Raw genomic sequence first — 13,527 nt, forward strand, 5'->3', positions numbered from 1 at the left:
TCACAGATCCGCGACCGAGAACCCAGCCACATGCCTGCCGGGGCCTAGGTCCATCAAGCATGAAAGGAACACGTCGGAACCTGGGATATCGCTTGCCCGGCCGGGCGGCGATAGCCTTGTCGGGGCAGCGAGGAGCCGTGGCCGATGATGAACGCACAGGAGAAGTCTGGCGTGAATGGGGCGATGATTGTCAAGCTTTGCTCTCGAGTCATCTCGTCAACCATCTTGCGTGACCGATTGGCGACCATCTCCTCGTCCCGACCTTATATTACCCGTCGCCTGTCGCCGCCAGCGCGCAGTGACTTGTCAAGGATGGAGGCCCGCAGACCCCATCGCGCGGCGACTTGTCCTTGACGGTCACGAGCACGGCGGCAGGTTTGCCGTGGTCGGGGAGCCTTCCTTGAGCGGAAGCCGACGACAGTGTTCGAGGGGAACTCGCCATGAGCCGGGTGCGCAGAGATCGTCCGACGCTCTTGTATTTGCTGGATCCCAGCCGGCTCCGCCTCCGACTGCCTCGATAGCTCGGTATCCTGAGCGCGTCGGCGGCATCATGCCATTATCATCCTACGAATTGCATGCTCCATCGTCCTGGACGAGACCGGTTTGGCTAGCCAAAGGACGAAGGTCTGATTACCAGATGTGATCGGCATGGGGTCGCTTCCACCAACGACGATGATGGGCACCGTCATCAGGGTGGTACGTACGGCTTCGGGCTGTCGTGGCCCGAGGAAAGTCGCTTTATCGAAAATTAGGAGGTCGGCTGCCTTCCCGCTCTCGATCCAGTCGCAAAGACTCTCGAAGGTCGCGAAGCCGACCGGCTTATAACCCAGCGCGGCGATCTTATCCTTGTAGATCTCCAACGCTGCTGGATCGGGGTCAACGACTGCAATGATTTCTCCGTTGCCAAGTGATCCATCGCATGGGCCGAAAGCGCTATCAGCTCTGACCTGCTCCTCAGGGCAGGCCGGTAAGTAGAGATCGAAGCGTGTACCTCGGCCAACAGCCGAGGTGACGTCAAGGCATCCTGCGAGCGCGCTCACATGGCGGTCCACTGCAGCAAGACCCAGTCCGGTCCCGCCGACGCGAGAGCGCGTGGTAAAAAAGGGCTCAAAGATATGCGGAAGCACCGAACTTGCGATTCCTTGGCCATCGTCGCTGATGGAGAGGAGAACGTAATCTCCCGGTTTCAAGGTGCCCTTAGCCACGGGCTTCGTTTGACAGACGTGAGCGCGAGAAACGCTAATCTCGACACGGCCCTCATTCAAGAGAGCCTCCGACGCGTTCTTGCATAGATTCATAAGGATCTGCTGTATCTCGGTCGGGCTGCCCTCGATCACCGTTTGCCACTCGTTGATCTTGAAGTTCAACTGAACATCCGCACGAAGTGTAACCCGCAGCAATGGCGCGAGATCCATTACACTCTCCGAGACGTCGAAAGGCATCGTCACGCGCTTCCGATTTCGGCTTAGTGACAAAATTTGATCAATAATCAGTTTGGCTCGGTTGCTGGCCAAGATAATTTGGCCGATGTGGCCCCGAATTCTCGAGGGGCGACGCACAAGACCTTTAGCCATCTCCGCGTAGCCGACTATTGCTCCTAGAACATTATTGAATTCATGTGTAACGCCGCTTGCGATTGTGCCGACAGCCGTCAGCCTTTCCGCATGCTCCCATCGACTCTCAAAAAGGTTACGTTCCGTGTGTACACGTTGCATTTCAAGATGGTTGCCTAAACGCACAGTAGCGCTCGCCAGAACCAGGAGGTCGTCTGTGGAGGGTGGTGAGCGATCTCCTTCAAAAACAAGGATACAAACCGCAGCCTGCTGATCGGAGGCCCGGCAACCAACAATTTGACAAACACCGGTAGTGCCTACGGCAGTCCGAACCACTTCCGACGCCGGAACGACGCGAAACACTGGCTGTTCCGGGTGTACAAGTGAGACGACTTCATGGATTAGCGTGGCGTTCCAGACGCGCATGCGCTTGTTCGCGACAAAGTACTCGGTATTCCTGCTGATACTCGGATCCACCAGAGCAAGCGCGCATTGATCCGCATCGAAAACGCATTGAATGAGTCTAAGCGCTGCTTCGGTGGAGAAGCGCCGCGAAGCCTTCGTTGCTTGACTGTCGATGAAACAAGCTTCGATCTCACTCATCGCCGCTTCAAGCTCTAACCGCCTTTCCAACCGGTTCGTCCGCACATGCAGCGTGGAGGCTCGAATGGTCGCAAACAAGCAGAGGCATATGGACACCAAGCCAAAGAAAAGTCGTGTACGCTGCGCTTGCGCGCTGGCGAAGCTGTAGGCTTTCAGATGTTCTCGCTCCAATTCGGCAGCCTTGGCGAACGTGTCGAAGGATGGGATCCGATTGACAGCGCGGTCCAACCTCAACATTGAGGACAGGATAGCGCGGCCCTCGCGGGCAACATCCTCCGTGACTTGGTCCTGGCTAGGAGGAAGTCGGCGGAGAGAATGATCGATTTGTAATGCGAGGCTGAATCCCGGTCTGGCCGAAAATTGAAGGATCAGATTGGAAAATTCAGGCCTGTTCGACACTCCCCCCCGAAGGCGATTAGCCGAGCGAGCAAAGCGTACCAGAGAGCTTTGCAGAAGCTCATTTTGCGCGGCCGAGGCCGAGATGGCAGCTTCTGTGTTTTCGAGGGAATTTTTGAGCTGTGCAACCAACCTGGAGTGCACCCCGGAGCTCTCATTGGGCGAGATCTCAACAAGGCGTTGGTAGTTTTGAAGGTTGCTTTTTAATGCTTGCCCGGTAGAAGCAACGGAACGGAAGTCCAATACCATGTCTGCGCGGGCGACGTCTCGCTGGAGCAATGCGTAGTTGATCTGAATCGTCCGCAGTTCGCTTAGGACCGCCTCGTTGATCTGGGGGTCTTGCCACTGTATCGCGACCAAGAGCGCGACCGAGGCCACTAGGGCCATTACAGAAGCTTTGTCGGTACTGAGCCATTTTTCCCAAACGAACGGCGTTTGATCCGCGGTGCGTGCCTTGCGAAGGTCCGATTTGAATTCTAGCTCCCCATCGAGTCGGTGTGCGGCCGGATGCTGCTGGAACAGGAAAGCCAAGTGTACCTCTCCCCTCAAATAGGCGGTGTAGACGCCGTTGCACTCTGCCCCCATGGCCCGCTGACCTTCCATTGATTCGCGGGCGTTTCGACCTCGACGGCGAGGCGGCAGCACAAGGCGGGCAACTGATCGCAGTTTTCGGAACTGGTCTTCCGAGAGATCATCGAAGGGGCATACAAGCGCACGCCCGCAGCAGCCGAGGATGATACCGGTCGGTCAAACGCAACTGGCGAGGGCCGGATCTGCTGTTGGCTGGCAGCTAATACTGGCGGGGCGGCGGCCTCAACTCCGGCGTGCCTAGAGCCGGCTGCTGCGAAAGCGTCCGACACGCTTCCCTTGGGGTCATCCCGTCCAGCGGGCATCCTTGGATCGCTGAAAAAAGACGAGGCGGCTTGATGATCCTGCCCTCGCTGAAGCACCTCGCGAAACCCCTTTTCCAGTCGCAGAAGCTCCTCTGGACCGGTAGGCGGCTCGTCAGCTCGACCATCGAACAGCGGCCGGAGCGCCTCGGACACGTGCTGCTCAAAGCCCACTCGCCGGGCCTGGACCGCTTGCCCGTCTTCCAAGCCGGCGTCCTGCACCTGCGACAAAGCTGTTACACGGGATGGATTACTATTTCGCGGGTTCATACTAGCCTCACATCAAACTGTATCGTCAAAGTCCTGCGCCGATTCACACAGCGGGTCATCGAGTTGAGATTCTGCGGAGAGCGCCTCCTCTGCTCCCGTCAAGGGCGCCGGCTCCGGGAGGGCGCCTGTCTGGCTTTCAAAGATGCGTTTCAGAATGCGATCCGAAAAATATCGCACCTTCCTCAATTTTAATGGTGGCAGACCTTTGATGAGAACAATCTCGTAGTCGTCATCGAGCAGCCGAACCTGTTCGGGACGCAATAGCGGTGCACCTTGATGTGAATTCTGAATGNATCTCGTAGTCGTCATCGAGCAGCCGAACCTGTTCGGGACGCAATAGCGGTGCACCTTGATGTGAATTCTGAATGTTCCAATCGAACGTTCGCGCCTGGCTGTAGGAAATCGATCGGGCTTGAAATGTGAATCCACCGATAGCTTTGGAAATGTAGTTCGGAGTCTCGTCATCTACCTCGATGTTCCTAGAAGCGCGCCGGCAGCCCGGGCGGGGGGCTTGGGGTTAGACTGCCAGCGCACGCCACTCATAAAGAGCGGCCCCTTTTCGCGGTTCGGACACCCATAGTCAACCCGGCAACGTCTGGATGCCCGCTGTGCTTTTTGCAGAGCGGCGATGGCGGGCATATCGGCCGATCCTGTCTAGGATGGTGTGGCCACTCTCGTCGGCCGAGTTGATGCTCCAGCCAGTATCGCCTTGCCGACCAGCATGAGTTCGCCGTTAGCAATCCATCGTTGCGAGCCGAGACCGAGGTAAAAAGCGCGTGTTATCGACTATGTAGCTGACGCTCCCGCTGACGCAGGGTTCCCGCCATTGCCTCGAGGACTACCTCGAAATGAAATACCTCTGCACGGGCGGCATCTGAAGCATGGGCTTGCAGGGCTCGCAGACCGGTAAACCAGCGAGCCATCTCCAAATATGTGAATTGTGGATTGCTCCTCGACGGGAGCTGAGGGGCGGCTCCGCAAGCCTTACGACGCTCTTTGCGAGCCGTAGCTGCCGAGCTGGCAAAAGGCCGGGCTACGTCGCGCCAGCGCAATCGGCGCGCAGAAAATTAGGCCTACCCGCTCCGGGACCGCGGACCTCGTCAGCTTCTCGTAAGTATGCCCGAGTAGGTTGCTCAGCTGATCTGTGGACGTGAGGCTAGCGTGAACCGGCACAAATTTGACCTATCCAATGTAACAGGTTGGCGGCAGGTGCAGCCCCCGGCATCTCAAGAGCAAGCGGCACAGGCCGGGCAAGAGGGCTTTGAGCAGCGCTCGGGCGAGGCGCGCCAAGCCGCTGCCCAAATTCCCGCCCCCGGCGTTCCGGCTCTGCCAGACCCGTTCCATCCTCATCCGTCTCAGGGAGACCTGAGCCTCATCGAAGGCGCGGCCCCATGGGAAGCGCAGCCCATGATGCAAGGGAGCGGACAAGAACACGCCGCGGCGCCGTACGCCGGAGGCAGTGGGTCGANGATTCGTCAGTGGTTGATCTGAATCCCCCCGCACCGTCCGAGTTGCGTGACCATGCTCGTTCTGTGCCGGCGGCGGTGCAGCAAGATCCTCCAATAGTGGTCTCCGACGGTCGCGGCTGCAAGCGTCCTCTTTATTCCAACGATGCGACCGTTGTCGAAGGGCTGAGGTCACTCTACGCGGGTAAGGCCAAGGAGGACACGGTCAAGCGCCATGTAAATTCTCTTTACGGCTTTGGTCGTTGGCTCTTTAAAAATAACAAGCCGGGATTTGCTGCTCGGCTTCACGAGGAGTCGCTGGATGAGGATCTCAAGGAGTACGAGAGCAGTGGTGGCTCCTCGACTGTGGCTGTGGCACTGCGTCGTCTCAGAGAGTCGGCGGGCGGAGTGCCAATGGTGGGCCGCGCTGTCCTGAATCCCGACCCTGCCGACGCCGTGCTCATCAAAGAGTACAAAGCGGCTCTCATCAAAGAGTACAAGGGAGCGCCTGCGACCGGGCCGAATCGCCAAACCATTCACGACTATGGAGCTACTCTTAGACGATTCAGTGAATACCTGGTTGAAAACAACAAGCGGGGGATTGCGGCTCGGCTTCACGAGGAGTCGCTGGATGAAGATGCCAAGCGCTATAAGGACTCCAGTGGTGACCGGAGGATCATTGCACTAGCTCAACTCCGGAAGTTCCTGCCGTCCGCCGCACTCGGGCGCGAAATTGCCCTTGCTGCTCGTCCGGAAGACGCAGTCGGCATGGAGGCTCGTGCCATTGGGGACGCCGCTGCGCAGCACAGCGGGCCGCAGAAGGCATTGGGTCGGCCAGAGAAGCTCCATGGGGAAGCTAATGAAGACGCCGCTGTTCTGCCATCGTCTTTCGTACCAACTGGGCACCATCACCAAGCCTCGGATCCCGCAGAGTCCTTTCGTCCCCTGATCTGGCGCGACGGCGACCAGCGCGCGCCGGACGAGCGGATCGCTGCACAGGACAGGAGCAACCTGCTACCAAGCGAGGAGGTGCCACTGAGGCCACCGGAATTCGCTCCGCCCAGCTTGCGGGCGGGGAATTCCGCCTCGCCAGAGCTCTTTCCTGAGGGGATGTCCCCCGCGGTCGAAGGGTTTTTTGGTGTTTTCGGCGACCCCAGCGGGCGGGTGCTCGGCGCATTGCAATTGCTAGGCGACGAACATATCCACAGGGATTACCAGCTCCTGGAGCAGGAGTTGCAGGGGAACAATCCAGAACTCGCCGCCCGGACGCGGTTCGTGGATCCCCTCGTAGCCAATTATCATCTGCGCTTGGGCTCCGAGAGCGACAAGCTAAGCGCATTCCAGCGCATCGTCCATAATCAGAACGGTAACGACACAGCCGATTTCCTGTTCGTGCCAGTGAGCGATGGCGGTAAGACTCTTGCGGAGCGCGGCAAACATTGGTCGCTGCTGTTCGTTGATCGCAGCGACCGGGAACGGCCGGTTGCCTATCATTATGACTCCGTCAGCGGATGGCATGACAAGCTTGCAAAACACCTCGCAGAAAGGCTGGGCGCCAGCCTGGAGACCCGCGTGGACTTACCCCGCATCGCCCAGCAGAGCAACGAGTGGGATTGCGGAGTCTACGTGGTGGACGGCACGCGGGCGCTGGTTGGGCGATTGCAAAGATGGCAGCCAGACCTGCCAGACCTGCCAGACCTGAACCTCAACAACCTCGTCGTCAATCGGCAGGCACTACAAACCCGACTCATGGGTGACGATACATCTGGAACGGCAAATTATCTCACGAACTTTGAACTCATGGACCGACAGGCGCGAGACGCGGTTAAGGAAAGCCCCGTTGGGACGTTTCACCAGCGGATCAAGCGGCTCGGCCAGTCAGCGCGAGCGTTGCACGACAGAGCCCTGGCTCCAGTCGCGCCGGACCAAGGCAACCCAGACTCGGTGTTCGTACGGGACGTTGTTCCCGGGGAAACACGCCATCATCATGCGCCGGATTCGTCAGTGGTTGATCTGAATCCCCCCGCACCGTTCGAGTTGCGTGACCACGCTCGTTCTATGCCGGCGGCGGTGCAGCCAGATCCTCCAGTAGTGGTCTCCGGTCGCGACAAGCGTCCTCTTTATTCCAACGATGCGACCGTTGTCGAAGGGCTGCGGTCAGCACTCTATGCCGGTAAGGTCGGGGAGCGCACGGTCACGGACCATGTAAATTCTCTTCTCGGCTTTGGTCGTTGGCTCTTTGATAATAACAAGCCGGGATTTGCTGCTCGGCTGGACGATCCGTTGCTGGATCAGGATCTCAAGGAGTACCAGCGCGAGAGTGGCTCCTCGAACGTGGCTAGAGCACTGGGTCGTCTCAAAGAGTCGGCGGGCGGAGCGCCAATGGTGGGCCGCGCTGCCCTGAATCCCGACCCTGTCGACGCCGAGCTCATCAGAGATTACAAAGCGGCTCTCATCAAAAAGTACGAGGCAGAGCCTGCGACCGGGCCGAATCCCAAAACCACTCAGGACTATGCGGCTACTCTTAGACGTTTCAGTCAATACCTGCATGAAAACAACAGGCCGGGGATTGCGGCTCGGCTTTACGAGGGGTCGCTGGATGAAGATGCCAGGCGTTATTTGGACTCCAGTGGTAACCGGTGGATCAGTGCACTAGCTCATCTCCGGAAGTTCCCGCCGTACGCCGCACTCGGGCGCGAAATTGCCCTTGCTGCTCGTCCGGAAGACGCAGTCGGCATGGAGGCTCGTGCCATTGGGGACGCCGCTGCGCAGCACAGCGGGCCGCAGAAGGCATTGGGTCGGCCAGAGAAGCTCCCTGGGAAAGCTAAGCAGCTGAGCGAGATCGGCAATTCAGGCGCTCGCGTGCTGATGCAGGCCCCCACCCATCAAGTGGGTGCATTGCCATGGGAGGCGCAGCCCATGATGCTGGGGGACGAGCACCTGGCACCGCATACCGGAGGCAGTGGGTCGATGCTGGGTGCCTCGGTGCTGCAGCCGGGTCACTCAAGGGCGCGCCATCATGATGCGCCGGATTCGTCAGTGGTTGATCTGAATCCCCTCGCACCGTTCGAGTTGCGTGACCATGCTCGTTCTGTGCCGGCGGCGCCTGCCGGGCCAGCGTTCGCCAGGGCTGAGGAGACGCCCTCCGCGGTTGGCGAGGCCGCGGTGGCCGAAAGGTGGGCTCGGTTGCAAAAGCAGATGGTCGACGCTGATTTGTCGGGATATNATGCGCCGGATTCGTCAGTGGTTGATCTGAATCCCCCCGCACCGTTCGAGTTGCGTGACCATGCTCGTTCTGTGCCGGCGGCGCCTGCCCGGCCAGCGTTCGCCAGGGCTGAGGAGACGCCCTCCGCGGTTGGCGAGGCCGCGGTGGCCGAAAGGTGGGCTCGGTTGCAAAAGCAAATGGACGAACCAGTGCATGATCCCGGCCCTCAAGTGGATACATCGCCATGGGAGGCGCAACTCATGGTGCAAGGGAGCGGACAAGAACACGCCGCGGCGCCCTACGCCGGAGACAGTGGGTCGATGCTAGGTGCCTCGGTGCTGCAGCCGGGTCACTCAACGGCGCGCGATTCGTCAGTGGTTGATCTGAATCCCCCCGCACCGTTCGAGTTGCGTGACCATGCTCGTTCTGTGCCGGCGGCGCCTGCCGGGCCAGCGTTCGCCAGGGCTGAGGAGACGCCCTCCGCGGTTGGCGAGGCCGCGGTGGCCGAAACGCTGGCTCGGTCGCAAAAGCAGATGGTCGACGCTGATTTGTCGGGATATTTCGACTCGATTCCGCACGCGGACCTTCTACGATCGCCATGGGAGGCGCAACTCATGACGCAAGGGAGCGGACAAGAACACGCCGCGGCGCCCTACGCCGGAGGCAGTGGGTCCATGCTGGGTGCCTCGGTGCTGCAGCCGGGTCACTCAACGGCGCGCGATTCGTCAGTGGTTGATCTGAATCCCCCCGCACCGTTCGAGTTGCGTGACCATGCTCGTTCTGTGCCGCCGGCGGTGCAGCCAGATCCTCCAATAGGGGTCTACGGNATGCGCCGGATTCGTCAGTGGTTGATCTGAATCCCCCCGCACCGTCCGAGTTGCGTGACCATGCTCGTTCTGTGCCGCCGGCGGTGCAGCCAGATCCTCCAATAGGGGTCTACGGTCGCGACAAGGGTCCTCTCTATTCCAACGATGCGACCATTGTCGAAGGGCTGAGGTCAGCATTGGAGAGCACGGTCAAGCGCCATGTAAATTCTCTTCTCGGCTTTGGTCGTTGGCTCTTTGATAATAACAGGCCGGGATTTGCTGCTCGGCTTCACGAGGAGTCGCTGGATCCGGATCTCAAGGAGTACGAGAGCAAGAGTGGCTCCTCGGACGTGGCTAGAGCAGTGGGTCATCTCAAGACGTGGGCGGGCGGAGCGCCAGTGCTGGACCGCGCCGCTGTCCTGAATAATCCCGACCCTGCCGACGCCGCGCTCATCAGAGATTACACAGCGCCTCCCATCAAAGAGTACAAGGCAGCGCCGACCGGGCCGAATCCCGCTACCATTCAGACCTATGGATCTGCTCCTAGACGTTTCAGTGAATACCTGGTTGAAAACAAAAAGCCGGGGATTGCGGCTCGGCTTCACGAGGGGTCGCTGGATGAAGATGCCAAGCGCTATAACAACTCCGGTGGGATCAGTGCACTAGCTCATCTCCGGAAGTCCGAACTCGGGCGCGAGCTCCCTGGGAAAGCTAATGAAGACGACGCTGTTCTGGCATCGTCTTTCGTGCCAACTGGGCCCCATCACCAAGCCTCNGGTGCCTCGGTGCTGCAGCCGGGTCACTCAACGGCGCGCCATCATCATGCGCCGGATTCGTCAGTGGTTGATCTGAATCCCCCCGCACCGTCCGAGTTGCGTGACCATGCTCGTTCAGTGCCGGCGGCGGTGCAGCCAGATCCTCCAATAGGGGTCTCCGGTCGCGACAAGGGTCCCCTTTATTCCAACGATGCGACCGTTGTCGAAAGGCTGAGGTCAGCTTACGCGGGTAAGGTCAAGGAGAGCACGGTCAAGCGCCATGTAAATTCTCTTCTCGGCTTTGGTCGTTGGCTCTTTGACAATAACAGGCCGGGATTTGCTGCTCGGCTTGACGAATCGTCGCTGGATCAGGATCGCAAGGAGTACGAGAGCAGGGGTGGCCCCTCGGAGTACGAGAGCAGGGGTGGCCCCTCGATCGTGGCTAGAGCACTGGGTCGTCTCAAGACGTTGGCGGGCGGAGCGCCAGTGGTCGACCGCCCTGTCCGGAATCCCTACCCTGCCGACGCCGCGCTCATCAGAGATTACACAGCGGCTCTCATCAAAGAGTACAAAGAAGCGCCTGCGACCGGGCCGAATCGCGGTACCATTCAGGTCTATGGATCTACTCTTATACGTTTCAGTGAATACCTGCATGAAAACAAAAAGCCGGGGATTGCGGATCGGCTTCACGAGGGGTCGCTGGATGAAGATGCCAAGCGCTATGTGAACTCCGGTGGTAACCGGAGGATCAGTGCACTAGCTCATCTCCGGAAGTTCGCACCCGGGCGCGAAATTGCCCTTGCTGCTCGTCCGGAAGACGCAGTCGGCATGGAGGCTCGTGCCATTGGGGACGCCGCTGCGCAGACCGNCGGGCGCGAAATTGCCCTTGCTGCTCGTCCGGAAGACGCAGTCGGCATGGAGGCTCGTGCCATTGGGGACGCCGCTGCGCAGCGCAGCGGGACGCAGGAGGCATTGAGTCGGCCAGAGAGGCCCCCTGGGAAAGCTAAAGACGGGCGGGTGCTCGGCGCATTGGAATGGCTAGGCGACGAACATATCCAGAGGGATTACCAACTCCTGGAGCAGGAGTTGCAGGGGAACAATCCAGATCTCGCCGCCCGGACGCGGTTCGTGGATCCCCTCGTAGCCAATTATCATCTGCGCTTGGGCTCCGAGAGCGTCATGCTAAGCGCATTCCAGCGCATCGTCCATCAGAACGGTAACGACACAGCCGACTTCCTGTTCGTGCCAGTGAGCGATGGCGGTAAGACTCTTGCGGAGCGCGGCACCCATTGGTCGCTGCTGTTCGTTGATCGCAGCGACCGGGAACGGCCGGTTGCCTATCATTATGACTCCTACAACGGATGCAATGACACGCTTGCAAAAGAGCTCGCAGAAAATCTGGGCGCCAGCCTGGAGACCCGCGTGGGCGTATCCCGCATCGCCCAGCAGAGCAACGTGGTGGATTGCGGAGTCTACGTGGTGGACGGCACGCGGGCGCTGGTTGGGCGATTGCAATCGCAGCCAGATAACCTGAACCTCAACAACCTCGTCGTCAATCGGCAGGCACTACAAACCCGCCTCAGGGGTGACAATACATTCGGAACGGCAAATAATCTTACGAACTTTGAACTCATGGACCGACAGGCCCGAGACGCGGTTAAGGAAAGCCCCGTTGGGACGTTTTACCAGCAGATCAAGCGGCTCGGCCAGTCAGCGCCAGACGTTGCTCCCGGGGACCCATTTAAATTTCAAAGTCTTGAGAGCAAGGGGGACGCCGCTGCGCAGCGCAGCGGGCCGCAGGAGGAATACAGTTGGCCAGAGTATCTCCCCCCTGGGAAAGCTAATGAAGACGACGCTGTTCTGGCATCGTCTTTCGTGCCAACTGGGCCCCATCACCAAGCCTCGGATCCCGCAGGGTCCTTTCGTCCCCTGAGCTGGCGCGACGGCGACCAGCGCGCGCCGGACGAGCGGATCGCTGCACAGGACAGGAGCAACCAGCTACCAAGCGAGGAGGTCCTCATCAACCGTGAGCATGATACAGCGGAGTTGAGACCAGCGAAGAGGCAAAGGACCCCGAACAGTCGTCTGCAGGACGTTGTCACTGAGCCGCAGCTGAGCGAGATCGGCAATTCAGGCGCTCGCGTGCTGATGCAGGCCCCCACCCATCAAGTGGGTGCATTGCCATGGGAGGCGCAGCCCATGATGCAAGGGAGCGGACAAGAACACGCCGCGGCGCCGTACGCCGGAGGCAGTGGGTCGATGCTGGGTGCCTCGGTGCTGCAGCCGGGTCACTCAACGGCGCGCNGATTCGTCAGTGGTTGATCTGAATCCCCCCGCACCGTCCGAGTTGCGTGACCATGCTCGTTCTGTGCCGGCGGCGGTGCAGCCAGATCGCCCAAAAGTGGTCTCCGGTCCCGACAAGGGTCCTCTTTATTCCAACGATGCGACCCTTGTCGAAGGGCTGAGGTCAGCACTCTATGCCGGTAAGGTCGGGGAGATCACGGTCAAGCGCCATGTAGATATTCTTTTCGGCTTTGGTCATTGGCTCGTTGAAAATAACAAGCCGGGGATTGCGGATCGGCTTCACGATTCGTCGCTGGATCGGGATCGCAAGGAGTACGAGATCTGGGGTGGCGGCCCCTCGGCCGTGGCTGGGTCACTGGGTCGTCTCAAGACGTGGGCGGGCGGAGCGCCAGTGGTGGGCCGCCCTGCCCTGAATCCCCACCCTGCCGACGCCGTGCTCATCAGAGAGTACACAGCGGCTCTCATCAAAGCGTACGAGGCAGCGCCGACCGGGCCGAAACCCCGTACCGTTGAGGTCTATGGGTCTGCTCTTAGACGTTTCAGTCAATGCCTGGTTGAAAACAAAAAGCCGGGGATTGCGGATCGGCTTCACGAGCGGTCGCTGGATGAAGATGCCAAGCGCTATATGAAAACCGCTGAAATCAGTGCACTAACTCATGTCCGGAAGTTCGCACTCGGGCGCGAAATTGCCCTTGCTGCTCGTCCGGAAGACGCAGTCGGCATGGAGGCTCGTGCCATTGGGGACGCCGCTGCGCAGACCGCGGCACAAGCTCATGGCCACGCAGGAGAGCAGGGACCCATCTCTCGAGCTCAACAAGTCGCGCCAGCGCCGTTTGAACGGCACTTGGGCAAGAAGCGTGAGGCCCAGGACGGACTGACGAGTACACTTGACAGGAGCAACCTCGTGAACAGCGGGGGCGTCATCATAAACAATGAACATTACACAGCGCTGTTGAGACCGGCGAAGAGGCAGAGGACTGATAATCCGCAAAGCCGCGCCATGGGGCGGCAACTGAGCGAAGCAACCACGACGTCCATCAGCCAAGCCTCCGATCAAGCCCGAGCGGACCTAATGGCTTCCTTCAGAAGCAGGGAGCGCTCCGACGCGGGGCGTTGAGCTCCATGGCTGGGGTCAAGCAGAACAGCTCTCTTGACGACAGAGGCGCTGATGCGATCTCCGGACCGGTAGCTCTCGCCGTAATTGATCAGGCTGGTACTGTTGGAAGGCTTGATCAGCCTCGTCACCCCAATCTCCAGCATAGCTCACTGTCACGCGGCCAACGTGCCTCCGTAGCTAACA

The 13,527-nt window shown here is 59.8% G+C and carries 4 protein-coding genes and 1 pseudogene; 3 read left to right on the forward strand and 2 right to left on the reverse strand.

Going from position 1 to position 13,527, the window contains the following annotated elements:
* Positions 1-548 precede the first annotated feature (548 nt).
* Positions 549-3,083: a two-component system VirA-like sensor kinase gene (locus tag X756_RS137465; RefSeq protein ID WP_031239649.1), complete on the reverse strand. Its 2,535-nt coding sequence runs from the start codon at positions 3,081-3,083 to the stop codon at positions 549-551.
* A gap of 641 nt (positions 3,084-3,724) precedes the next feature.
* Positions 3,725-4,178: pseudogene (locus X756_RS1000000170195) on the reverse strand (type IV secretory system conjugative DNA transfer family protein); the annotation flags it as partial.
* 1,012 nt (positions 4,179-5,190) lie between these two features.
* Here X756_RS1000000170195 and X756_RS1000000170675 point away from each other — a divergent pair.
* The 3 genes from X756_RS1000000170675 to X756_RS1000000170210 all read left to right on the forward strand — a co-directional run bounded on the left by X756_RS1000000170675 (position 5,191) and on the right by X756_RS1000000170210 (position 13,344).
* Positions 5,191-9,219: a Ulp1 family isopeptidase gene (locus tag X756_RS1000000170675; protein WP_348529840.1), complete on the forward strand. Its 4,029-nt coding sequence runs from the start codon at positions 5,191-5,193 to the stop codon at positions 9,217-9,219.
* Positions 9,207-12,245 carry a Ulp1 family isopeptidase gene (locus X756_RS1000000170205; RefSeq protein WP_245264595.1) on the forward strand — a complete coding sequence of 1,013 codons (3,039 nt, stop codon included), beginning with the start codon at positions 9,207-9,209 and terminating at the stop codon, positions 12,243-12,245. The genes X756_RS1000000170675 and X756_RS1000000170205 overlap by 13 nt, the downstream gene beginning before the upstream one ends.
* Positions 12,238-13,344 (forward strand): hypothetical protein, encoded by a 1,107-nt coding sequence (locus X756_RS1000000170210; protein ID WP_245264596.1) that lies wholly within the window; start codon positions 12,238-12,240, stop codon positions 13,342-13,344. The genes X756_RS1000000170205 and X756_RS1000000170210 overlap by 8 nt, the downstream gene beginning before the upstream one ends.
* Positions 13,345-13,527: the final 183 nt, after the last annotated feature.

Source organism: Mesorhizobium sp. LNJC405B00, from assembly GCF_000502615.1.
Classification (GTDB): Bacteria; Pseudomonadota; Alphaproteobacteria; order Rhizobiales; family Rhizobiaceae; genus Mesorhizobium.